A 23,968-nucleotide genomic window follows, 5' to 3' on the forward strand; every position below is an offset into this window, starting at 1 on the left:
AAGACGGAGTGGGAATCGCCCCTTGAAGTGTTTCAAGATGCGTATGAGCACGAAATGAAAGTGACAAAGCGAATTTTCAAAATCGGTGAACTGGCTGATGAGCTAGGTGACCGAAGCGTTGAGCCACTACTGGCTTGGTTCTATGACGAGCAGGTAGAGGAAGAGGAACAGACAGCAAGAATTAGAGATCTTCTCAAGATGATTGGGGATTCGAAGAATGCTCTCTTCATGCTCGACCAGAAGCTAGGAGCCAGAGAAGACTAGAGATCTGTGGAAGTAATTCTATAGATAGAGATAGGTGCCTTCTTGGCACCTTACACTTTTTTTTGCGGACACTAGCAACAATGAAAAGGGGGAAGTGTAGCATATCACAAGTCAGAAGTGCAATACGCAGAGAGGTGTAGGTGTTTAGATGAAGGTTCCAGAGGGTCTATTGATTCCGGATTTGGCCAAAGCTCAGAAGGAAATCACTCAATTCATCAGAGAATACATCAAGCAAGCAAGCTTGGATGGTGCTGTGCTGGGTTTGTCAGGTGGCATTGATTCAGCCCTGACAGCAGCTTTAGCTTGTAAAGCAATAGGTCCTACCTTAGTACAGGCAATAATGATGCCAGTAGATGCAGAGAAGGACCAAGAGAATATCGATGATGCGAAAGCAGTTGCAAGTAACATTGGTTTAAAGCCACGCCTTTTCGAGATTGGACCTGCTGTCGAGTTTTTCAAATCCAAAATGTCTCTAGACAGGCTTGCCAGAGCAAATTTGACGGCAAGATTGCGGATGGTAGCGCTCTATGCAGAAGCAAATCAGAAGAACCTACTCGTCTTAGGAACAGGAAACAAATCTGAAATCATGGCGGGTTACTTCACGAAGTACGGTGACGGGGGAGCAGACATTCTCCCTATAGGTGATTTGTACAAAACAAACGTATTCAATCTTACAGAGTTCATAGATCTCCCTAGTTTCCTTCTTACTAAACCTCCATCCGCCGGCCTATGGCCGGGGCAAACAGACGAAGATGAACTCGGTGTTACATTCGATGTCTTGGACACTGTGCTATTCATGCTATATGAACAGAAGAAAGACGAACAAGAAATTTTGTCATATGGTGTCTCTGAAGAGAATCTAAACCGCGTCAAACAACTAGTACGCCAATCAGAACACAAAAGAGCAAGTATACCAGTCAAAAACATCAAAAGAGGCAAATAGTGGTACAGCTATTTGTTGAACTGCGAGCAGCTGGAAGGTTAAGTCAATGCTACCGAAGGAAGTTGTCAGAAACGTAAGAGAAACCGTTTCCGGTTTTAGCGCGAAAGATTTTGTTGCTGGAATTTCACAATTTCATCGAATTCAGGCAAGCCCTGGTTTCCATGATGCTGTTGAATATCTAACGAAACAGATAAACCGTATTTCCGATGCCAAAATCGAAGTCTATGAATATCCCGCGAACGGTAAGGGAAGAATCGGAACATGGGAGACTCCATATGGGTGGTCAGCAGAATCAGCCACGTTGGAACTGGTAGAACCTGAGAAGAAAATGCTTGCAGATTTCCAAGCAGAGCCCATCTCTTTAGTTGCACATTCCACATCGGTAGATGACACATTCGAAGTAGTTTTTGTGGGAGAAGGGCTGGAGGACTCTGATTATGAGGGGGAAGATATCGAGGGCAAACTAGTGCTTACGACAAACAAAGCCTCACGTGTACACAGAATTGCATGTATAGAGAGAAACGCGGCGGGAGTTCTAACCTTCGTTCCGCCTGAAGGCAAGAATGAGATAGCCAGTATGAGAAGGTACGAAGCCGCATGGCCTGCTCCAGGAGAAGGAGCAAAAACTAAGTTCGGCTTTGCACTCACACAAGCTGACGGGCTGAAGATAAAGAACATGCTCAAAGAGGGTAAAAAGGTTCAAGTGAAAGCTCATGTTGAGGCTCAGATTGAAGATAGAAACCTAGAGGTAGTTTCAGCTCTGTTAGAGGGCGAGGAGCCAAATCAGGAGGTATGGCTCATTTCACATCTCTGCCATCCCCATCCTGGAGCCAACGACAATGCTTCCGGAAGTGGAGCACTTCTTGAGGTGTTGAGAACCATCGAACGACTTATTGAAACCGGGGATATCAAACAACCAAGCTATTCAATCAGATTCCTTTGGGTGCCGGAATGGCATGGAACTATCAAATTCATCGACGACAAAAAGAAGCTTCTCAAGAAAGTAAAAGCGGTGATTAACGTAGACATGGTTGGTTCCAATCCATGCAAGTCAGGATCCATCACGAACCTTTTCAGAACGCCATATTCTCTGCCAACCACCCTGAACAATGTAACACGGTATTGGTTCGAGCAAGAAGCCGGGGTAGATAGAAAGCCAGAACAGGGGGGCACCAAAGCCCCGTTCAAGGTCAACTACAGTACCTATTCAGCCGGTAGCGACCACTTCATGTTCACTGATTCTAATGTATCTACCCCTGCAGTGATGATAAATCAGTATCCTGACAAATTCTATCACACCAGTACTGATACTGTCGATAAAATTGACCCGGCGCAGATGGCCTTTTTAAGTCGAGCCTTGGTCCTTTCAGCGATTTCCTTAGCCCATCCCAAATACGTCTCTAAGGAGACTCTACTTACCCTTTGCAGAAATGAGTGTATAGAGATTATGCAAAGGATTACAAACAGAGGGGTAAATGAGCTTGCAAGATGTCTTGGTGATCCAGAGGATATCTATCCAAGAATTCTCAGATGGCTTGATTACGCAAAGGCATTGGGTGTAGATACATTAGAGAAAGCAACAGAGGAATGGAAGCTCATAAGCGAACAAGAGGCAGTAAGAAATGCTCTGAAAGCAAGTCTTGAGATGACCTACACGACCGAGATGATGGTAGCACGGAAAGCATACGAAGGAGCCTGTGTTGAAATCGGGTTGGAAGCAAAGGATGAAGAACATCTAGATATAGACCTAGAGCAATTCGATGAAGAAATACGAAGAAAAACGGAACATGCTCTTTATCCCGGGCATATTGCCAGAAATCTTGAAGAGAAACGGGCCAAGTACTACCGTATTCGAGAAGAGGACAAGCAGTTCTACAACAAGATAGACGAGCTATTGAACCTCTCTCATGAGTGGGCCAGTCTAAATGAGGTATATGACAGACTCTCTTTCGAGTTTGGTGATTGGGAATCGAAGGAACTATGGTCTCTCATCAAAGATCTTGAAAAATTGGGCTTGATTGAAATCAGGGATGCAGAATAGGAAGCGAAAAGCATGCCTCCATTCAAGAAAGTGGTCTACGCCGGGACCTTCGATAGGCTTCATGAGGGACACAAAAGGCTAATCCGGAAAGCGTTCGAGCTGGGAAATCAAGTTGGAATCGGACTGAGCAGTGACGAAATGGCCACACGAACGAGACCCGGGGAGGAGATATTACCCTACGAAGAAAGAAAGAAAGCTTTGTTGGATTTCATTAGACAAGAAGGCGATGAAGAGCGATGCCAAATATTCAAAATCAAAACAGTCATCGGAGGGGGCGACAAAATGGAGGATCTGGAAGCATTGCTAGTAAGCGACGAAATCAAGGTAGTTGAGAATGCATTCAGAATCAACAGAATGCGGATTGAAAACGGGCTCAAGAGATTTGCGATTATCATTATTCCAAGAGTTCTAACTAAGGACAAGAAACCAGTTTCCTCCTCACGAAAACGTCTAGGTGAAACCTTCGAGGACAAGAAGCTCATCTACTGAGAGGAGAGGTTCAGTTTGAAAAAGGGCGACTTGCACTCAGCATATGGAGGCGAGGGGTGGTCACAAAGGGAGAAAACCCATAGGGAAGAAATCGGTGAAATATGGGCGGAATGTGGCATCAATACTGAGTGTGGAAAGCTGAGAAGTGTTCTGCTTCACAAGCCAGGAAGAGAATTGAAGGTAGATGAGCCAGAATCATTCCAGATGCTCGATCATATAGATTTGAATCGAGCTCAAGAAGAATATGAGAATCTTATTGATACTTATGAGGAACAACAAGTCGAAATACATCTGGTCGAACCAAACTCAGAACCTCCACCAAATCTAATGTTTATGGCAGACCTATTTTTCATGACTCCCGAAGGGGCAATACTTGGAAGGCCTGCAAGCACTGTTAGGGCCGGAGAGGAACGTATAGTCCAGCAGAAGCTAGCCAATATGGGAATTCCTGTAATTGGAAGCTTCCGTTCTAGTGGAACCTTCGAAGGAGCTGATGCGGCATGGCTGAATCAGACTACTGTGTTCGTGGCTGATGGTCTTCGAACCAATGTTGACGGTGCTGAACAGTTGAAGCGAGCTCTTGAAGACATGGGTTTTGAGGTGATTAGAGTGGGGCTTCCTGTTGGCTCTATGCATCTCATGGGTGTATTGAGATTCCTCAATAAGCAGAAGGCAATTGTTTGGCCTGGTCGCACTCCATACCGTGCAGTTCAAGCTTTGCGAAACAGCGGGTATGAGGTGTTGTTTGCACCGGACCTGGAGGAAGCGAAGAAAGGCTTAGCGCTCAATTTCGTTACACTTCATTCAGACAAGATTCTGATGCCAGGGGGAAATCCTGTAACTCAGGGATTCCTCGAAGATGAGGGTGTAGAATGTATTACAGTAAGCATACCTGAACTTAGCAAGGCTGCCGGTGGAATCGGTTGCATGTCAGGAATTGTTCAACGGAAAATGGAATGAAGAGCGGAGGAAAAACCGTCATCTTTGAGAAATTCCTTGAGATATCGTTGGGGGTTCAGGGAAGAACCGATTGACGATTTCCTCCATTACGGTTCATTGAATCGACGAGATAAATACTGTTGTATCACCTGCGAAATGCTTGGTTTCGATTTCCACTTCCGATTATCTTGCGATATCTCTAGGGTTAATAGACCGGGAAAGAATCGGTAATGAATCTCATACGTGATTCATGGTGAGAAAAATCGAACGAAGTCTTGTAATTCTGTGCAGCATCATCATCGGTCTTGGCTTTGTCATTCCATGGATGTCTCTCAATATGTTCTATTATCCTTCTGGGAGGAACCAAGTCGAGGAAAAGACATTGGCCAATACACCTTTCGCAGATGTTGCCTCAAACGAATCCAAGGTTATTGTTGAGGGCCAACTCGCCAGAGTGCCTGGAAATCCTTCATTATATCAAACGGAACATAACCTTGGACTACCAGAGGAAGCCATAACTCAAGAATCTGCCATCAACAAATCCGTGGAGTTTCTGAAACAGACAAGGCCAGGAATTCTTAATTGGTCGCTACAATCTACCGCTGAAGAAACCACTTCATTTCGATTCACTTTCGTTCAGAAAGATTTCAGGGCATTCGTAGTTGTCAATAGATTTACCGGCAGAATCACAGACTATGAATGTAGATATCTGCAGATATTTGATCCGGTCAGGTTGTCGAAGGAGGAAGGTGAACAAATCGTATTGGATTTCCTGAAGAAGCAGCGCTATTACCTTCCACCAAATGCGAGGTACACGGGAGATATAGGGTACGACTGTGGGAGATACAAGCGCTTCATATTCCAGCAATACTTGGGCTCGATGAGAATAGAAAGCAGCAGAATCGTTATTGCAGTTTCTTCATTCTCGAAAAGAATCTCTGATTTCGAATACCACTGGTTTGAAACTAAGAAGGTTTCAATGTCTGGGATTCGTGACAAGAACTCAGTCATGGCTTCTACTGCCCTTTACTTCATTGGAGAGCCAGATACTCTATCAGAAGGGCAACTTGATTCAATCCATTTCACAAGTGCAGAACTCGCATTAGCAGAAGTAGAACGAAAAGACAACGGGACAATCTATCGACTTACGTGGTTTCTTGGACTGTCTGTAGACACAGATAACAACAACGAAGAGATAATCGCATCCGTTGATGCCCTTTCATCCGATGTCTATGCTCTCAGAAGTAGTCGCAGGGGAGGTATTACCATCAATGAACATCTCACGCCGCTTTCAACAGTATTCCTTGTTGGTTCGGCATCGTTGGTTGGTCTCTTATCTGCTTCCCTCATCATTGTACTTCTGTTGTCTAGTGAACGAAGAAGGTCCTGAAGGACTAACCTAGCATAAACTGGCCAACTTAGTTTCGAAAAGGGCAATATAAACTCCTAACCAATCACAGCAAAAGCTCATTGCGCAATGCTCGTTTTCCACAAACAAGACCCTACAATACATCCACATCGAAGTTAGCGGAACAAGATAAACCTCGCACGATATGATATCATGAAAGTATCTCCTAAATGGAGGTGAGTGTTCATGGTTCCAGAATGGCCAATAAATCCACCATGGTAAGCGAATAGTAACACAAACGAATCACGGGGTCATTAGTTTGGCCCCATCTTTTTCTTAGAACATTTATCTGTATCAGTACTAGGGGGATAAACAGAACTAAGCTGGGCGGTAACGCACCTTCAACCAGATCTATCACTAAATTCCTAGAAAGAACCCCGAAGCGAGTTTTATGCTACATATAGTCTATGTCAGATGATTCGGGAAGGTGAGCTTGGGTATTTCCGAACCATGGATTAGTCAAAGCGAGTGTTGCAACAAGGATTGCACCAACATTCAACACATCTGAAATGAAGCCAGCACCAATATCTAACAAAGGAATTCTGAAGAGCTGGCTAACCAGAGATAGTAGTAATGACAAAAGAAGCAGGTCACTTCGAACCTCTTTCAACCTCCCAGTTCTCCAGGTAATGAAAAAGGTAGCAATGAGGCCGAACATCAAGACAAGCAGAATCGGCATATGTAGTAGCATAATCATGTTCTGTGATGGAGCAAACAAGCTTATCGCAATCCAATACGCCACTAGAACAGCCATGATTTTGAGATGATGTTCTTTATATTTTGACAGCCAAATATTCAGTAAAGCACCAAGCAAAGGAAAAGTGGTGATACAAATCACGAGGGAACGGATTCGAAATACCGTCATTGTGGAAGGTATAACACCACCAAGGGTAAGCCCTTGAATCAGGCTGTTCAAAGATTGGCCGATAAACGTGAAACCAAACATGAGCGGTAGGTCGGTATACAGTCTGCCAGGCTGGTCATGCCATACCTTGAATAGATAGGTAGAAAGAAGGATAGAAACTATGGCTGCGATAATACTAGAAAGTGAGACTAAATCGAAAGGGATTTGCATTCGGTAGGACACCACCAAGCTATCTTCAATCAAGATATCTGGACTGTAACTTATAAGCTCGTAAGGGTACCAAGAAACAGAATTTCAGAAATATCGAATTCCCGATTCACTAGTTACATTATTTGCGTTTTCACTTGTGCTCAATCGGACTAGAGAAAGGACAGTCAGATTCCTAAGCCAAATGATCCAGTAGTTTGCTCTTCACCATTTCAATATCAAAGGTCTTGACCATAAGAAAAAGAAGAGCGAAGATTATGCCAAACAGCAGGAAAGTAATTATCATTAGATTCGGATCTGCAAAGGAAAAATCCGGACCTTGGGCAGTAGGTTCAGGTCCCAGTTTGAATCCCTCATTGACAAAATTAAGCATTGTATGTGCAGAAATGGTACCCAACAAGGTTTTCTCTTTGGAAAAGCTGTGATAATAGAGTCCGAAGAAAGCACCAATAACAGCGGAAAAGGCAACCATCTTGACAATTTCAGTAATCAAAGTGGTGCCTTCAAGGCCATTCGCAAATGGCCAACAAGCATGCCATACACCAAAAATCAGTGAGGAAAGCAGAATTGCTCTACCTGGAGATAGGAATCTCATCAGTGAATTCTGTAGCAATCCTCTAAAGAGAACCTCCTCAAAAATGGCATTTATTGCAAAAAATCCGAACATATAGAGGAGCATAACTGGCCCAACAATAGTGAGATTAAGTGGGTATGCAGGATTAAGGAAAACGGCGTATAGTACAACACTTAGCATATCTATTCCCAGAACGATAACGAGACCGGTTAAAATGCCAATAGGTACTTGAATCCGCCAGTCACGAGCTGAGAGGCCAAGTACAGAATCGATTTCGGATTTCCGGAACACCCAGAAGTAACCTAAAATAATGAGTAGTGGTCCAAGCTTTGAGGGCATCACATTGAATTTGCTACCGCCAAGACCAAACACGAAAATATCCGTCAGTCTCCAGACTGTACCGATACTCAGCATCAACATAGCAACATGGGGAAGAGCAAGTTTAGAATGGGTAGTCGGTGTTCCTTCACTGACGTGAGGATTCTTAATGGGATTCGACTTCATGATTTCAGCAACCTAATTTCTATACAGTCTAACGTTGTTGAGATGCAATATAAGCCGCTACAAATCAGGAATCGTTCTTTTTTCCAACATTGTTACTAGGAACAAGTCCCGTCACATGTATTCATTCGAAAATATCCGAAAAAGGTCTCTCAACCCTCTTGCCTGTGGAGACGAGTCTCTGTAGTTTCAGAGCGACTTTACGGTTGCCTAAAGCAATTCCTCCAACAACAGTATGATCCTTCAATACTGCTTTGAAATAGGTACCTTCCTTTTCATCAACCTGGACCACCGATTCAAATTTCGGTGACACAGGGTTGAATTCCCCAATAGATGTAAGATCAATTCCCGCGACTTTCAAGGTGTTTCTTGGAGTCGTGCCATTGTAATGCGTTCCTCCCAAATCCACCATGTTCCGTGCTGCTACTTTTCCTGTGTCCAAAGCTACAGGAATGATACCCCACGAGACTCCCTGCCATTCGGTGCAATCACCAGCTGCAAAACAACCTTTTTCTGATGTTTGCATATGTGCATCGACGACAATACCTCGATTGCACCCAAGACCTGCTGTTTTTGCTAATGCAATATTGGGTCGCACTCCAGTTGCAATAATCACCATATCGCCTTCCACGCGGTCCCCTGTTGTAGATTCAAGAGCTTCAACTTCCTTATCTCCGAGAACCCTCTTACATTCAAAATTCATCAAAATGTTGAGACCGAGCTGATTCAATCTCTTGAGTAGGACAGAGCTTGCGGCTGAATCTAGTTGCTTGGGAAGCAGAGTATCGATATGTGAAATAGTAAGGGTATTGCCGCCATATTTTTCCAGAGCCGCAGCAATTTCAATACCCAGAATCCCTCCACCGATGATTATTTGCCGATTGGTTGTTTCTATTCCTTTGCGGATCGTAGCTGCATCCCTCAAAGTGCGAAGCGTATGAACATTTTTTTTGTCGGCACCATGAATCGGTGGAATCCATGGATGGCTTCCAACAGCAACAAGGATTCGATCATACCCATGATATCTTTTGGCGGTAGTCTTTAGGCTCATAGAGTCAACGTCAAGTTGTTTGACAGGTTCTTCCAAATGGAGATGAGCATTGTATTGCTCATACCATTCAGGCGAGTATTGAATCAAATCCTGTATTGATACATCTCCTGCCAGAAAGTCGATTATTCTTGGCCGAGGGTAGTAGGAGTAAGGTTCATCACTGAAAACATCCATAGCAATAGTTGCGTCCATTCTCCCCAGTTCACGGACCGCTGTTATCGCTGCAGTTCCATTCCCCACAATTGCCAATTTCTTCATCTATGGAAATCTCCATCTTGAAACTTGAGCATGTGGAAACCGCCGTCTTCCCCTTATTGAGTGTGACGGCTAATCACTTCAAATCACAATCACGAATCGCAAGAAAATCCCTGATACAATACAGGTCTCGCTAAGATAGACCGATGACAAAACCCATATTCTACATACCACGACAAATGAAATGCGGGATAACAATTGTCAGAAAATGAGTTTAGCATTACCAGAGGCACGATGTCAAAGGATTTGGACCCCAGAGAACGGATTGAAAGAACAAAAGCAATCATATTTGACCTTCATCATACAATCACAAAAACGCGAGAGAGCCCTTCAGAACTCCTGCGCAACATTCTAGCGGAATTCAAAATAGAAGTAACTGATATTTCCGATAACACGCTCCAAGAAGCTTTCGAATACATGGATAGATGGATGGCACGGTATCAAGTTGAGCAGAATGTTGGACCTCACTGGGGCGGCAAAGCAGAAGATTGGATTCAGGCAGACAGGATAATGCTGGAGAGACTCGGATACGAGTTTACTGAACAGAAGATTCTTGAGATAGAGAAGAAATGGAAAAGAGAGACAAAAAGCGCTGATTTTGAATGGCTCATCGAAGAAGCGATTGAAACCATGCAGGTACTTCATTCAAGAGGATATACTCTGGCTATTGCCACTCGAAGGCATGATGATCCAACAGGTAAACTGAAACATGCTGAAGTTACCGACCTAATTTCCTGTATCGAATGGAGCGGTGTATCCGGATATGCGAAGCCCAATCCATATACCCTACTTTCTGTATCAAAACAAATAGGAGTCAACCCGCGATTATGCGCATATGTTGGCAACTACGTTGACTTAGACGTTATAGCTGCTAAGAGAGCAGAAATGGTGCCAGTACTTACCACCTGGGCGAATCCAGATGAAGAAGACAAAGCGCTAGAAAATACCATAGTTATTGATTCGGTAGATGAGCTTACTCATTTATTCCTAGGTAGCTGATTTAGTCTCCTTCGTAGCTGTTTCATCACGGCTTGATGAACCTCGTATCTTCGCACCTATCTTTTTCACAACACCAAGAAGAGCCTCTTTGAACGAAGTGAGCAATCGCGTCGGTAATACGATTACACCAAAAAGCTTTCGTAGAATCTTGTCCTTCATTGTTGCGCGTTCAGGATATGCAATATAAGCAAGCGTATGTTCTTTCAGTACATCCTCAAGAGCCACCGCAAAAGCTTGCTTGGCGAGGTTCGATAAATCTAATCCTCGAAAAATGCCAGAGCGAGCAAATTCTTTCTTGTCGATTACACTCTTCCACTTGAGATACTCGGCCTTTTCAACAAGATCCTCAAGGGCGCTCTGGAGCTCCTCTAGGTATGGCAGAAGCACCGTCTCCAAATCTGTAGGAGTTGGTTCGGTTTTGAGGTCTTCATAGACGGCTCTTATGGCACTGCGCTGACGCCATGGTGGGGTGAACCACAGCTCATGCAATAGACCCTCTACTTTTCTCAAAGTCTCTTCATTTCGTCTCTCAATGTGGTCTGGAATCCTGTCCAAAACAGCTTCTTGTGCAATACCTGCGACACCAGTACTTAGTTCACTCCATTTTCGCTCCAATTCAATGACTGCAGCTGCATATCTGTTGAAGTCAAAATCGAGAATCTCTTCCAAGTCTTCCATAGTTAGCAAATCGAATTCTTTGAGGCGGTATGTTTTGTGCCCAGCAGCAAGCCTCCACATGAATTGAGCCAAAGCTAGCACTTCATCGTCAGCAGGCGGGAGCTCTAGACGTAAAGCATGATCTCCCGGTTGGGCTACCAAATAGCATGATTCGAGAATATCAATCAAGCTATCATAGCCGCCTAAATCCGTAGCAAATAAATCCACCATACCGTGCCCCGTAGTTGACCAGCACTTGAAATGGTTAGTCTCAAGATTACGTTCTATAATTACTCGCTCTTTGTCCCCAAGATGGTCAAACTGATCTGTCAACCCCTTGCTGTATGCCATAACAGCATAAACTGCATACCGTTCTTTACCCTTCTCGATTCCTGGAAGACGCAGAACCAAACCTACAGCATCTAATGGTTCGCCACTTGAAAGCCATTCGCCAGTAGCCTGATCCCATTCCCATCTGTCACCAAGCTCATAGAAGACCTCTCGCAGTCGTGAGAGATCCTCAGCAGCTTTTGCCTTCTCGAGTGTGCGTGTCGCCCATGTTTCATAGTCTCGCTTCATTTTTTCCATACTGCTTCGTTCAACGGACAACCACTTCTGATCGATTTTGAGCTTGACTTTCATGGGTACACCTCCAAGTAGTAGATGATTAGGGATAAAGTTAGGGTTTCTGGGATTTGGGGCATTCTTTGCATACCGTAAGCACCCGCCCCATTATATCTTCTATGCTACGAAATTCTAGGCTATTCAAATCTACACTTGGATAGTACTTCAGAAATCGTACTACCAAGTAGTGAGCGGTCAGCACGAATTCGTTCTGGATCAACACTGATTTTCCAAGGATGTTCAAAATCAAAATGACTCTTTTCCCGATGCATGTAGACATGCTGATAATCATCAAGAACCGTAATTTCTAGTTCCCACCCTGCGTGACACATTTCATTAGGCAAGCGATACTCATTCAAATTCTCAGACTTGACACACCGGATATCAAAGGTCTCCTTTGCGTCCTTAGGAAATCCTAAACTGTATAAGCCTAACAGTTTGTCTTCACTAGGTTCTTCAAAACTGAAGCCAAAATCGTAGATCATCCAATCATCGTATTGCTGAACCCATGTGACGGTGGGATTCCCATCGCGCGAGTTTGATATCTCTTTAATCTCATCAATGGTAGCAGTCACGTAGTATTCCAAACCAGCCAAGCCATCTATTAACTCCATTCGCGGATAGGTCAAGTAGCTGTTAGTGTAAACTGTTACAAAAACACCTCCAAAAACTACAGCGTTTATTGGAATGAGCCAGAATTTGAGGGGGAGCATGTAGCTAATCACTAAGGATAGCACTGAATAGGCTATCACCAAAAACCACGCTAAATCCCTGTAGTCATCTCTCGTACTTGAAGCCAACGAGTTTAGGTGGTGATTTGCCTCTTCGAAGATCACATGAATTTTGTTCAGTGTGGTTTTTTCAATTCTCAATTTGTCAATATCACTAGTTCTGCGAGGGTTTAGAAAGTGGATGAGTTCACCTCCTATTTCACCAGCCAGATGATATACTCTTGCACCAATCAAACCAAATAGGAGATTTGAAGACACCAGAAATAGGAATTGAAGGGCGTTCTGAAATACAGATGAAATCCACAAGAATACAAGCCCATACGCGAATAATACTAGAAATGTGATAATGCCAATCTTAAGATGATACTTGCGCGCAGCCCAGAAATCGACTCGAATTGCCCCCTTATACTCGAAACGAGGCCGTTGAACCCATTTCACATGAAGCTCTGCCACTCTTACCATCTCAACCGACGAATAGACTCAAGTAATATTCGAAATCATGTGACTATATCAAGTTGTTCCACCAGACATAGAGTGGATTACTAACTTCAGTAACGTCGTGAACTCGGTATGGCCCAGATAATCTGAGAGAATGACGTTCTCCTTAAGTTAGAACATCATTATTGGATTGAAATCAATCCACGAAGAATACTTCTGCTAGGTTCTCTCTTGCAACTATCCGAATCTCCATTCCATCTTCAAGTACTTCCGAGGCATCTTCTACTTTGACAGCAGCAATAGCACCACGAGCATATCCACAAGCTGCAAATTCACTTATTGGACTACCAAATTCTGCAAGAACCGCACTAACCCGGGATAGAAGATCATCTACATCACCGGGACAATTTCTAAAATGGCTAGAAAGATTTGATGCCAGAACCGCTATTTCATCAGATTCCCATTGTCTTTCAAGTTGTTCCGGTTTTGTGGCAATTACCACGCGACCAGTTGTCATTCCATTTCTTCCTACATTATTACCTTTGAGTATGGGAAACAATGCTCCTTCACGGTCGCTGTTTTTCTTTGTGGGCAATGTGGCATCTCCTCAGAATCACTTGGTGTTTTGGGAATTGTTACGCTGTATGCCCTATAAGATTTGCTTGTTGAGGGTAACCTCCAAGCTAATAACACAGATAGACCCAATCAAACGTGAGGTTATTGCTTTGACTGTGTATCAATTTGAAGACAGAAAACCAAGAATCGGGAAGGATTCTTACATCAGCAAATCTGCATCAGTCATAGGGAAAGTAACACTTGGTGCAGAATGCTATGTTGCTCCCGGGGCGGTTGTCAAAGGAGACTACGGTGAAGTTGTAATAGGCTCAGGAACAAGCGTTCAAGATAATGTAGTAGTTCATGCTAGACCGAATGAGATTACCAAAATAGGGTCTCGTGTAACTCTGGGTCATGGTTGCATAATCCATAATGCCACGGTGGAGGACGAAGCAGTCATTGGAATGGGTGCCATAGTGTCAGATTATGCCAAGATTGGTCAATGGGCAGTTGTGGCTGAAGGAGCGGTAGTAAAGGCCAGAGATAACATACCATCGGAAAAGGTCGCAGTTGGAATTCCAGCAAAGGTCATAGCTGAATTAACTCAGAATCATCGAGTTGAGCTTGGAAGTTTCAAAGACAAGTACATAGAAATGGCCAAGAGATACCAAACTGGACTCAAACCAATTGAATAAAGACGGTGTGATTCATTGCTGTATCATTTTGTCTCGGTTGAATCGAGCGAGTGCCAACACCCAACCAATTAGCAGTATTACTACTGAAACAAATAGCGTAACTATGTTTACGAGCCAAACAAATGGGGGTTGTATAGCTCCCTCGGTTAGAGATACCATGGGTAGCATCATGGGTAGCATGAAAACAAGAATAACAGCTGAAGATGTCTGATATGCTTCATAAACCCGCTTCACTTTTCCGCTTATGAGAATATTCACTGCAATCACAGCAAATACCATAATCACACCAGAGGTTGCAATAAGGAATATTCCCGGCAAATCAGGAATCAATACCAGGGGCCTACCAATAAATAACAACACCAAATTTGGAATCGTCAAAGTAAGTACTGTTGAGCTTGCGAGGATAGCCAAACTAGGTACTGCTGATGCCAAGATCTTTCCCCATAGCAACTCATTGTCGGTCAGCGGTGTGCACAGGAGGGGTTCAAGCGTATTCTGCTCACGTTCACCAACAAGTGAATTGGCTGATATCAACGTTGCCGGTACAATTGCAAAAAGAGCTAGGAATGATGAAATAAACGGTGCAAGTAAAGCGCCAACCAAAGCGGTTTCTGACTCCGGGACAGTCAGAGCCAATCCCAGAATTGATGAAATTGATATTATCGGCCCGAATGCGGAACTCATTATCAAACCATACTTGACTAGACCAACGTTCAGTGCCATCTTCAAATCCGTTGAAGCTATGATTTTTGGTTTGTCCCAATTCATTCGGACAAATCCTCCTTTATGACACTGAGGTAGAGATCCTCAAGCGTAGTTTCCTCTTCAGCCAGCTCAATAACATCAATTCCCTTTTTCAATAGAGAACGTAGCAGAACCGGGTTGTTTTCTCGGGGATTCTCTATTTCCAGTATCAAAGAGTTGCCTTGATTCTCTACAGAAAGTATGAAATCGAAGTCTCTTGCTAGGTCCTGGACTGCCTCGATTTCGTTGCCAATGACTAGACGATAGTACTGCCGACGCCGCAATCTATTCCTTAATTCATCTGTCTTACCTGAAACGAGTATCTTGCCTTCATCGATTATTGCGATATGATCGCAGATTCTGTCAACTTCAGCAAGATTGTGCGAGTTTAGGAGGAATGTCTGCCCGTATTCAGCAGACAGGTCTAATATCAGCTTACGAACACGTTTGGCAGCTACAGGATCCAACGCTGATGTGGGTTCATCAAGTAGAAGGACCTTGGGCTCATGTATGAGCGCGCGGCATAGGGCAAGGCGTTGACGGTTTCCTGTGCTCAGTTTTCCAGCAAGGTCATTTCTTCGCTCCCAGAGCTCCATAAATTGGAGGAGTTCATGAATCCTCTCTTTGGCTCGATTCTCTTCAAGTCCATATAGGCGGGCGAAATACAGCAGATTCTCATATGCTGAAAGTGTTTCATAGTGAGTATGGTTTCCTTCCTCAGGCAATACGCCGGTTATTTCGCGAACACGTACTGGTTCCGACACAACATCATAGCCACAAACAGAAGCGGAACCACGATCAGGCTTAAGCAATGTGCATAGAAGGCGAACCGTAGTGCTCTTGCCTGCACCATTTGGACCAAGTAATCCAAACACACTTCCTTTTGGAATTTCGATGTTTATTCTATCAGCGGCAACGAGTTCCCCAAATCGCTTCGTAAGATTGTCGGTTTCAATATGATTCTGTTGGGCCAAGATAAGGTCCCCCACACGTTCCTGTTTAGTGGATTTTGGTGGCTATTCTTTAGCTATGACTTTCGCTACTACTGAGGTCGTTGTCTCGCGTATTCCGGGGATGTGTGCAATCTTCCCGACAGTAATCTCATAGAGCTCTTCCAAATCTTGTACATCAAGCAACAACACAATGTCATAATCACCAGTAGTTACTGATATACGTCTGGCTTGGTCTATTTCCCGCAATTTAGCAACAACTTCATCGGTTTTGCCTATCTCGATATCCATCAACACATATGCGCCAATTCGTTTCATCATGACTAAGGTCTACCCCTTTGCTCTATTTAAGTTATCAAATTCCTAAGAACGTCCAAACTCTTTCAGTATAACCAGTGTCTCAATCTCATCAATTCCAGGAATATTCTGTACGCGCTTGAGTATTTTTGTTCTAGTTTTGCCAAGATTCCTTGTCCTTACCGCAAGTAAATAGTCATGTTTTCCTGCCAATGCAGAAACTGACTCCACACCATTGATGGCCCACAAGGATTCTATGATATCACCAGTCTGTGGCTTGACTTTCACTACTACCAGCGAACGAACATCAGAGGTCTCTAGCGCAATCACCCCCGAAATCACCAGTAGTACTCCAAATAACTTCAATACCCAGATGAAGCTTCCTTCTGCAATAGCTCCAAAAGCTCCAGGAAAAATGAAATTCCCAATCAATGTTATCGGAATCCCGAGAACTACAGAAATAGCACTTAATGAGTTAACAACAGCCATTCGTCCCATTCCAAGGGCTCTTACATACATAACAACGGACAAGAAAATGGTTACTGACGAGCCGATGATGATGTAAACAAGAGAATTCAACGAGTTGATAATGGGTTCCCAGTTTGTTTTTGTGAGTGTCGGAATCATAGCGATGCTCATGCATGCATTGAGGAAAAGGAGGGTCCAAAGTCGCAAGTTCAGCGAATCGAACCTTCGCCCTTTGTCGTCTTTATACCGCTTTGCTTTTCGCATGCAGTAAGTATATCCAGCAGATGCAAGATTCATTGGCCCGATGACGATTATTAACGCCCATAAATCGAACCCCGAAGGTTGAACGCCAACAAGAATGGCACCAAAGAGGACTGACATAATGCATTGAATCTCTATGGCCGTTGGGGTGTCTTTCTCAGCCAACAAGTCACCAACTAGAAGATAGATGATAGTAAGTTGGCCATAGGGCAAAATCGCTGATGCGTCCGTACTAGATACAAGCATGTAGTAGAAGAACGTTGAAACACCAGCAAGGATGCCGCCAAGAATAATGTACTTCGTTGGTTGCTTTGGTGGTAGTGATATTCGAAGAAAATCCGGATCGAGATTCGAGCCAAGTGATCTTCGTTGATTCCGAGATTTCCATCGAATGCTGAGGATAGCTACAAGAATGGTCGTGATAATCCAGCTAATCCACTGTGATAAGAACCCATAGGCTATCGGATTGGAAATCAGTACGTTTATGGCAAAGACATCAAAGGATACAGAAAATGCTCGCATAAGACCTGAGCCAATGGCAAGAGCGTATAGTAAGGTGCTAGCAGACCGACGGCCAACATTCCTTGGAGTTGTAGGCAGTTTCAACCACCTACCTCCAAACGAAATAGCTGACTCTAATCCTTTGAATCCTTATCGTTGTCGCTCGCCCGTTGTGCCAAGATGAATTCATCGAAAGTCATTCGTTCTCCTTCTTTCATCTTCTTAACGGCTTCATCAACACGTTCCTTACGACGTTCACGGCGCCTACTTTTCCGCTCATGGGCTCGCATCTCACGAGATTCTGATTCCTGCTTCCGGAGCTTCTTGTATATCTCATCTATATCAGAGCGAATCTTCTTGAGCTTCTTCTCGCCCGCCTTTACTTTCTTCAGCCATTCAACGAAGTTCTGATGTGCCTTGTCCGCCTTGTCTTTCTCTTCTTCGAGTTCGGGGCGAATACGAACAACCTCTTTGTGATGAATCTGAGATTGCTCGGACAAGTCAAGTACATGTTGGTGAGCGTCTCCGGCCTCCTCTTTGAGCTTCCTTTCACGACGACGCAATTCACTAATCCGATCCTGTTTCTCCTTTTCCTGATTTATCTTGATTAACTTGCGTTCAAGCTGAGCTATATCTTCAACTATCTCCCGTTCTTCTTCCATCGTAAGCTGTTCAGTTTGTTGACGCCAATCAAGTCTTTCAATGCGTTCTTTCAACTTACGCTGGTCGGTTTTTGGGCTACCAACAAGGTTGTTTTGGAGCTCCTGTCTCTCCTCTCTCACACTTCTCAGCTGTTTATGGAGAGCGTCCCGTTTCTCCTTCCATTCAGCTATCTCAGCATTAATACGATCTCGTTCTTCGCGCTCAGATTTGACTGATTCTATCAGTTTGCGAACTTCTTCGTTGTGTTCGTCTCTAATTTTTTTATACTCGCGCATCTTATCGCGGTTTCTTCTGAGCTCCTCGAGATATTCTCTTGCTTCCGTCTTTAGTTCTCTCAGTCTGGCTCGTAGATAGTCCACATCTTCATGCGCAGTTTCAGCGGCTTCTGTCAAAATTGGGTTACCTCAAAACTTCGTTTTACGGTCCTTTATTCTCAGGACGGATTTCATCAGATTAGGATAATTGTGAGTGCTGTTTACCAGCAATCTGACCGAACGGCACTTAGCGAATCTTAAAAACCTTCGCCTTTGCTACGGTCCTTCCGAATGAGACTTTCCGCAATTCGTTCTGCAATACGGATTTCTGTGACACTCTGTAAACCAGCCCAGCCAGGGGTAGCGTTCGCTTCAAGTACAAAGCATTCGCCTTCCTTGTCCGGAATAATATCAACCCCCACCAGCCAACCTCCGACTATTCTAGCTGCTTTTTTGGCAAGATCCTTGATTTCCAAATCGTTTGGCCTTGCCGTGCCTCCAGCATGGATATTCGTAACGATACCATCAGTACTAACACGCTGCATATCAGCAATAACCTGACCATCAACCACAAGAGCACGAATATCATAACCGGGATTTTCTATGTACTGTTGAAGCAAGAACGCACCCTTGCCATATTGCTGGCTATGAAACTTCAGGATATCATAGATATTCCTAATGTCGAATTGCTTCTCAATTAGCCTGATGCCACTACCACCAAAACCGAGAAGGGGTTTCAAAACACAGGGATTATTCTTGTTAACGAAAGCGGCTGCGTCCTCTATGGATTCGGTGATCAATGTCTTTGGTACAGGAATGCCATGATGTGCAAATTTCCTGATTGTCTCGGCTTTGTTTCGCATAATCCGAATAGCTTCTATGGAGTTGATTAGGGTCACACCAGTTGTAGCAAGGGCGGATAACAAATCCATTCGACTGAGATAACTACCGATGTCTGAAGCTCCTATGTCCAAAACGATGACTACATCCAAATCAATCAGGTTCCGATTGCCTTGAACAATCTCATATGTTCCGTCACTTACGGTTCTTTTCACCTTCCACGGAAGAATATGAACAGCTTCCACGCCAAGTTTCTGCAAAGCGGTCTCCAGCTCACTGACCCTCCGTGAGAAGGGATCAGAAGACAGTAACCCGAATCTCAATGCTTCTCCGGACACAAATATCGCCTCTTGCACTACTAAGCTGACTATAGCGTGCATCTTTTAATGATACTACATGTCATGTATTTTTGAAGCCTATGAATCTGTTTTCAGAAGATCAAACACGTAGAATATCTGATAAAGTGAGCGAGAAGAAAGGGAGCGTCCTCATCACATTCAGAAATCCGCATGGGCCCACTCGACTCAAGAAGCTGTGGCAAAAGACCCTTTCTCAAATCGGTTACGACGTTGACTGTATAAGCTGGTGGTCCAGTTCTGGAATTATTGGGCTTCTGGAATGTGAAATAGAAGATGGTAGTACGATTTATGGGCAATGGGCATTGGGGGACAAAGTCGAGCTCTATAGGGTAGAGAATGTTAGCGAGGAAGATATTGTTTCAATAAAGGATGGTCTCGGACAGGGCAATATTGCCTCCTCGGCTATGCGATCAATGAGAATCGGCGAAACAGGCGAAGGGTGAATTTCACGAAACAGTTAATGTCTTGCTTAGGTTTCGTGGTTTATCCGGATTGATTCCCTTGTCAACTGAAAGGAAGTAGCTCAATAACTGAAGTGGAATCACATCTAGAATTGGATTGAGTAGAACATTTGATTCTGGTACCTCAAGATAATCAGATTCATGCTCTACATAAGGTTCAAGCTTATCCTCTTTTTCACCAACAACTATGGTTCTCCCACCCCGACATGATACTTCATTGATGTGGTTAATCACCATCCAGCTATCTTCTGTAGTTGTCACGAAAATGACGGGATAACCATCTGTGACAATACTCAAAGGACCATGTTTGAACTCGCTGCTATACATCCCCTCGCAGTGATTGTAGCATATCTCTTTGATTTTCAAAGCTCCTTCTCGTGCCACACCATCTGTAAGGCCATATCCAAGGCAATACAAATCGGGTACATCCAGCATTGTTGGTGCTAGATTCTTAGCCAGTATTCCAGTATGATCAATAGTCTTCTGCGTGAGCTCTGGTAAGTCACGCTTCAAGCTGTCAATGATTGCCTTGCCTTCGGAGTTGTCCAGAGTTCCATTCCTCATACCTAGGCGAGTGGCAAGGTAGGCGAAGATGATAGTCTGAGAGAAATAGGTCTTTGTTGCAGGTACGCTTACTTCGTAGCCGCAAGCCATCGGAATGTAGTCATCAGCACCAAACATGAGGGTGCTACCGATAACGTTCAAGACACCAAGAGTCTTGCCAGCGCCTTTGTCCTCTACGAGGTCTAAGACATCCATAATGTCCTTGGTTTCTCCGCTCTGTGATACAAGCATACACAAGGTGTCCTCATCAACGGTATTACCATACATTGGCTTGAACTGACCGCCAATCACTGGAGTTACTGAAATTCCAGCAAGGCGGTTGAAGTAGTATGTACCAACAAGCCCTGCGTTGAATGAAGACCCACAAGCCACCAAGTAGTGTTTTGATGTTTCCTCAATCATTTTGAGCCAGTTATCTGCTTCTTCGTCCTCAAGGACACCAAGAACATCTTGAGCTATCTCTGGCTGTTCGTTGATTTCTTTCAGCATGAAGTGGGGAAATCCACCTTTCTCCGCTGCGTTTTCGTCTACATCAGATTTTTCGGGTTCACGATTCAGCTTCTTCCCATCTTCGATTCTGAACACATCAACAGAGCCAGGACCGATTTCTACCATTTCACCTTCGGTGATGTAGACAACGTCATTGGTGAGGGGGAGAATGGATGGAAGATCGCTCGATACTATGGCTTCTTTGTCTGTTAAGCCAGCCACAAGTGAGGAGCCCATCTTGACAGCATAAATCTTCTTTTCGTCTGCTCTGCCCACTGCAAATGCATAAGCACCCTCCAAATCCTGAGTAGAAAGACGTACCGCCTCGCGCATATCTCCGGTTTGTTCATAGTATTTGTCAACAGCGTGAACACAGAGTTCGCCGTCATTATTGGACCTGACTTCATGACCAGTTTCGATCAGCTCTTCCTTATACTGATGGTAGTTGTGCAGGTTTCCGTTGTGCGCACCGTAGAAGGTTTTTGTACAGCCGAAATGGGGTTGGGCATTTGTTTTCGTGGGAGCGCCATAGGTTGCCCAACGCAATTGGGCGATACCTCGGTCACCTCGCATTTCAGAGAGATGAAGCCGTCTGTTGACATCTTCGATAGTGCCAACATCCTTCCGCAAATCTACCTGCCCATTTCTTACTGTGGCTACCCCAACCGAATCGTAGCCACGATATGTCAGTTTCTTGCTGCATGTAACAAGCAATCGACCGATGTCATCACGATTTTTGCTGACGATACCCGTTATCCCGCACACATTGCTCCCTCGTCATTTCAAGATAATCTGTTTTCATTCGGTCTACAGGTGGCTACTGCAGAACATTCCGTAAAAAAGGCTTGTGGCAGTTCAGGTTTCGTTTGAAAGGTAGGCGAGGGTACGAAGAGCTTTTATCACCTTTACGAGTAATACACGCTACTACTGGTCGGGATAGAGATATGGGTAATCAAAAGAGGCTTGCACTGTTACTTCATCCACTGAGAAGAGATCTCTATGAGGTGCTCTGTGAGAATCCAGGAACCTATCTCCTCGAACTAGTAGATATCCTAGAATCCCCGCTTGGTACTCTAAGCTGGCATCTTCGAGTGCTTGAACGAGAGGGTCTAATCAATTCCATGAAATTTGCGGGAAAGAGGATATACTATCCAAAGATGTTGCGATCAACCGATGCAGAAAAGGCATATCTTACCATGCGCAGCGATACGGCCCAAGACATATTCGCATATATTGTAAACAATCCAGGCTGTTATCAAAGAGAAATGGCACAAGCAATAGACGTGCATCACGATACGATTCGCTGGCACGTATCAAAAATGCAAGAAGTTGGCTTGGTGAAAGTAGAGAAAGAGGGAAGGAGAAAGAATCACTATCTAGATGATTTAGGTGATGCTCTTCTTAAAGGAAGCCTGAATACGATTACCAAAGCATTTGTCATGTTTCTCATGGAGAAGCTGGAGGATGGCTGTTTGAATCCTGAAATCAAGGAATCCTCAAAAGAACGCGTCACAATAAGAATTGATTGTCCTGATGAAGGAAAGGATTGTTTCTTGACTATAGACCTTAATGAGTGGAATCTCGATTTGCTCGATGAGATTCCCCAGATAGAGCACAAACATACTGCTGAAGCAAAAGGTATGTGATCAGCAATGCAAGTGTTTGTCAGTATATGCTGGCTGACTCAAGCTAGCTTTTTTCTCTGAGCAATAGGTTTTTAATCCGCATACGGTTTTGACCTCAAGAACCCTGGAGGAAGAATCTTGAGCTCAAGGTCAGGAATAATAACAAGTGGAATAATTGTTGCGCTGGTGTTCGCCGGTATCGGCGGTTTTCTGTATATGACCGATCCGTTTGCACCTCGAACGGTTGCGGTCGTAGTCATGGAACCAGGTTTCGGTGACCTCAGCTTTGCCGATCATTTTGAAGAAGGACTTGAAAATCTACAAGGAGATATCCCGGTTGAGTATAGAATACCAGAGGAACTCCCCAGTACACAGGCTGAAGCAGTACAGATTTTGGAGTCGCTTGCACAAAGTCAACAGCATACGTTGATTCTAGCAGCTGGAGAACGCCTTGAGGGCGCAGTTGCGTCCGTTGCAGCAGATTATCCTTCTCAGGAATTTGCAATAATTGGTGGAGTCGTTGATGCAGAGAATGTCGCTTCAGCCACCTTTGCAACGGAACAAGCAGCTTTCTTAGCGGGAGCCCTAGCAGCCTTCGTTGCGTCAGAACCATCCTACACCGATATAATTGGGATTCTGGGAGCCACTGAAGAGGATGCAGCAATAACTAGAATGATTAATGGTTTCATACAGGGCGTGCAAAATGCCAATTCAACGTATGATTTCAACGTTGAAGTGCTGGAACCCGAATACCTGAACGGATACAACGAAACAGCACTTGCCGAATCGAAAACTCAAAACATGTTCATTCAGCAAAATGTATCAATCATTTTCGCCCCTGTCCGCGCAAGTATAAACGGTGTTAGACGAGCAATGGAGAACATAAATGCAACATTGCGTGCTGAGGGTAGACTGCCATTGGTTATAGGAGCAGAAGCTAACCAAGACTATTATGGTTGTGCAAACCCAGAAATCCCAGTTGCTCCAAGCTGGATTCCCACTAGTGTTGTTCCTCGGACAGGAGAGGCAGCCTATGATATCATCAACGCTACTCTCTGGAATGACTTCCCAGGAGGAAAGACGTTCCACTACAACCTTTCCAATGGGGGCGTCAATGTCACTGATTTTGAATACAGTTCCACATATCTAAATCCAATTGATGGATTGATGGATGCATTGAGGGATTACAGGATTCAAATAATCGCTGGAACGTTAGAAATCAATCCATAGGAACAGATGGGAAGTCTTTTCCCATC

24 protein-coding genes are annotated in these 23,968 nt (G+C 44.2%); 11 read left to right on the plus strand and 13 right to left on the minus strand.

From position 1 onward, the window contains the following. From GF309_04710 to GF309_04735, 6 genes are all read left to right on the plus strand, one after another. The coding region (locus GF309_04710) for a ferritin (protein ID MBD3158069.1) at window positions 1–264 on the plus strand (264 nt) is incomplete at its 5' end. 148 nt (window positions 265–412) lie between these two features. Further along, entirely contained in the window at window positions 413–1,207 is a 795-nt protein-coding gene (locus GF309_04715; protein MBD3158070.1) for an NAD+ synthase, read from the plus strand. Window positions 1,208–1,253: 46 nt separating this feature from the next. Continuing rightward, window positions 1,254–3,248, plus strand: coding sequence for a DUF4910 domain-containing protein (locus GF309_04720; protein ID MBD3158071.1), 1,995 nt, complete (start codon window positions 1,254–1,256; stop codon window positions 3,246–3,248). A 12-nt stretch (window positions 3,249–3,260) separates the two neighbouring features. Beyond that, window positions 3,261–3,737 (plus strand): pantetheine-phosphate adenylyltransferase, encoded by a 477-nt coding sequence (locus GF309_04725; protein ID MBD3158072.1) that lies wholly within the window; start codon window positions 3,261–3,263, stop codon window positions 3,735–3,737. Between the two features lie 15 nt (window positions 3,738–3,752). Then, window positions 3,753–4,697: an amidinotransferase gene (locus GF309_04730; protein MBD3158073.1), complete on the plus strand. Its 945-nt coding sequence runs from the start codon at window positions 3,753–3,755 to the stop codon at window positions 4,695–4,697. A 232-nt stretch (window positions 4,698–4,929) separates the two neighbouring features. After that, complete coding sequence (locus GF309_04735) at window positions 4,930–6,066, plus strand: hypothetical protein (protein MBD3158074.1); 1,137 nt, start codon at window positions 4,930–4,932, stop codon at window positions 6,064–6,066. 412 nt (window positions 6,067–6,478) lie between these two features. Here the strand turns inward: GF309_04735 and GF309_04740 are convergent, their stop codons facing one another. The 3 genes from GF309_04740 to GF309_04750 all read right to left on the minus strand — a co-directional run bounded on the left by GF309_04740 (window position 6,479) and on the right by GF309_04750 (window position 9,540). Next, the gene (locus GF309_04740; protein MBD3158075.1) at window positions 6,479–7,159 is read right to left on the minus strand and encodes a hypothetical protein; all 681 of its coding nucleotides are present in this window, start codon (window positions 7,157–7,159) and stop codon (window positions 6,479–6,481) included. A gap of 172 nt (window positions 7,160–7,331) precedes the next feature. Beyond that, window positions 7,332–8,234 carry a CPBP family intramembrane metalloprotease gene (locus GF309_04745; protein ID MBD3158076.1) on the minus strand — a complete coding sequence of 301 codons (903 nt, stop codon included), beginning with the start codon at window positions 8,232–8,234 and terminating at the stop codon, window positions 7,332–7,334. 121 nt (window positions 8,235–8,355) lie between these two features. Further along, window positions 8,356–9,540 carry a hypothetical protein gene (locus GF309_04750; protein ID MBD3158077.1) on the minus strand — a complete coding sequence of 395 codons (1,185 nt, stop codon included), beginning with the start codon at window positions 9,538–9,540 and terminating at the stop codon, window positions 8,356–8,358. A gap of 195 nt (window positions 9,541–9,735) precedes the next feature. Here GF309_04750 and GF309_04755 point away from each other — a divergent pair, with 195 nt between their 5' ends. Further along, complete coding sequence (locus GF309_04755) at window positions 9,736–10,536, plus strand: HAD hydrolase-like protein (protein ID MBD3158078.1); 801 nt, start codon at window positions 9,736–9,738, stop codon at window positions 10,534–10,536. On the opposite strand, the gene GF309_04760 is transcribed toward GF309_04755, so the two are convergent. From GF309_04760 to GF309_04770, 3 genes are all read right to left on the minus strand, one after another. After that, entirely contained in the window at window positions 10,525–11,835 is a 1,311-nt protein-coding gene (locus tag GF309_04760; protein MBD3158079.1) for a hypothetical protein, read from the minus strand. The two genes, GF309_04755 and GF309_04760, sit on opposite strands and share 12 nt — an antisense overlap. Before the next feature lie 119 nt (window positions 11,836–11,954). Continuing rightward, window positions 11,955–13,001, minus strand: a complete 1,047-nt coding sequence (locus tag GF309_04765; protein MBD3158080.1) for a hypothetical protein — start codon at window positions 12,999–13,001, stop codon at window positions 11,955–11,957. 181 nt (window positions 13,002–13,182) lie between these two features. Next, the gene (locus GF309_04770; protein ID MBD3158081.1) at window positions 13,183–13,581 is read right to left on the minus strand and encodes a hypothetical protein; all 399 of its coding nucleotides are present in this window, start codon (window positions 13,579–13,581) and stop codon (window positions 13,183–13,185) included. Window positions 13,582–13,630: 49 nt separating this feature from the next. Between GF309_04770 and GF309_04775 the strand changes: the two genes are divergently transcribed. Further along, window positions 13,631–14,236, plus strand: coding sequence for a gamma carbonic anhydrase family protein (locus GF309_04775; GenBank protein MBD3158082.1), 606 nt, complete (start codon window positions 13,631–13,633; stop codon window positions 14,234–14,236). Window positions 14,237–14,248: 12 nt separating this feature from the next. On the opposite strand, the gene GF309_04780 is transcribed toward GF309_04775, so the two are convergent. The 6 genes from GF309_04780 to GF309_04805 all read right to left on the minus strand — a co-directional run bounded on the left by GF309_04780 (window position 14,249) and on the right by GF309_04805 (window position 19,594). Further along, window positions 14,249–15,004 (minus strand): ABC transporter permease subunit, encoded by a 756-nt coding sequence (locus GF309_04780; protein ID MBD3158083.1) that lies wholly within the window; start codon window positions 15,002–15,004, stop codon window positions 14,249–14,251. Further along, entirely contained in the window at window positions 15,001–15,969 is a 969-nt protein-coding gene (locus tag GF309_04785) for an ATP-binding cassette domain-containing protein (protein ID MBD3158084.1), read from the minus strand. Before GF309_04785 ends, GF309_04780 begins: the two co-directional genes overlap by 4 nt. Before the next feature lie 27 nt (window positions 15,970–15,996). Next, window positions 15,997–16,251 carry a hypothetical protein gene (locus GF309_04790; protein MBD3158085.1) on the minus strand — a complete coding sequence of 85 codons (255 nt, stop codon included), beginning with the start codon at window positions 16,249–16,251 and terminating at the stop codon, window positions 15,997–15,999. A gap of 42 nt (window positions 16,252–16,293) precedes the next feature. Beyond that, a complete protein-coding gene (locus GF309_04795) occupies window positions 16,294–17,562 on the minus strand; it encodes a hypothetical protein (protein ID MBD3158086.1) in 1,269 nt (422 codons plus the stop codon). Window positions 17,563–17,591: 29 nt separating this feature from the next. Further along, window positions 17,592–18,512, minus strand: coding sequence for a hypothetical protein (locus tag GF309_04800; protein MBD3158087.1), 921 nt, complete (start codon window positions 18,510–18,512; stop codon window positions 17,592–17,594). Window positions 18,513–18,631: 119 nt separating this feature from the next. Beyond that, on the minus strand, window positions 18,632–19,594 hold the full coding sequence (locus tag GF309_04805; GenBank protein MBD3158088.1) for a RimK family alpha-L-glutamate ligase: 963 nt from the start codon (window positions 19,592–19,594) through the stop codon (window positions 18,632–18,634). An 83-nt stretch (window positions 19,595–19,677) separates the two neighbouring features. Here GF309_04805 and GF309_04810 point away from each other — a divergent pair, with 83 nt between their 5' ends. Next, window positions 19,678–20,016: a hypothetical protein gene (locus GF309_04810; GenBank protein MBD3158089.1), complete on the plus strand. Its 339-nt coding sequence runs from the start codon at window positions 19,678–19,680 to the stop codon at window positions 20,014–20,016. Between the two features lie 3 nt (window positions 20,017–20,019). Here the strand turns inward: GF309_04810 and glmS are convergent, their stop codons facing one another. Further along, entirely contained in the window at window positions 20,020–21,852 is a 1,833-nt protein-coding gene (glmS, locus tag GF309_04815) for a glutamine--fructose-6-phosphate transaminase (isomerizing) (GenBank protein MBD3158090.1), read from the minus strand. Window positions 21,853–22,031: 179 nt separating this feature from the next. On the opposite strand from glmS, the gene GF309_04820 reads away from it, so the two are divergent. Continuing rightward, window positions 22,032–22,733, plus strand: a complete 702-nt coding sequence (locus tag GF309_04820) for a helix-turn-helix domain-containing protein (protein ID MBD3158091.1) — start codon at window positions 22,032–22,034, stop codon at window positions 22,731–22,733. Between the two features lie 117 nt (window positions 22,734–22,850). Beyond that, window positions 22,851–23,942, plus strand: coding sequence for a BMP family ABC transporter substrate-binding protein (locus GF309_04825; protein MBD3158092.1), 1,092 nt, complete (start codon window positions 22,851–22,853; stop codon window positions 23,940–23,942). Window positions 23,943–23,968: the final 26 nt, after the last annotated feature.

This window comes from Candidatus Lokiarchaeota archaeon (assembly GCA_014730275.1).
Taxonomy (GTDB): domain Archaea; phylum Asgardarchaeota; class Thorarchaeia; order Thorarchaeales; family Thorarchaeaceae; genus WJIL01.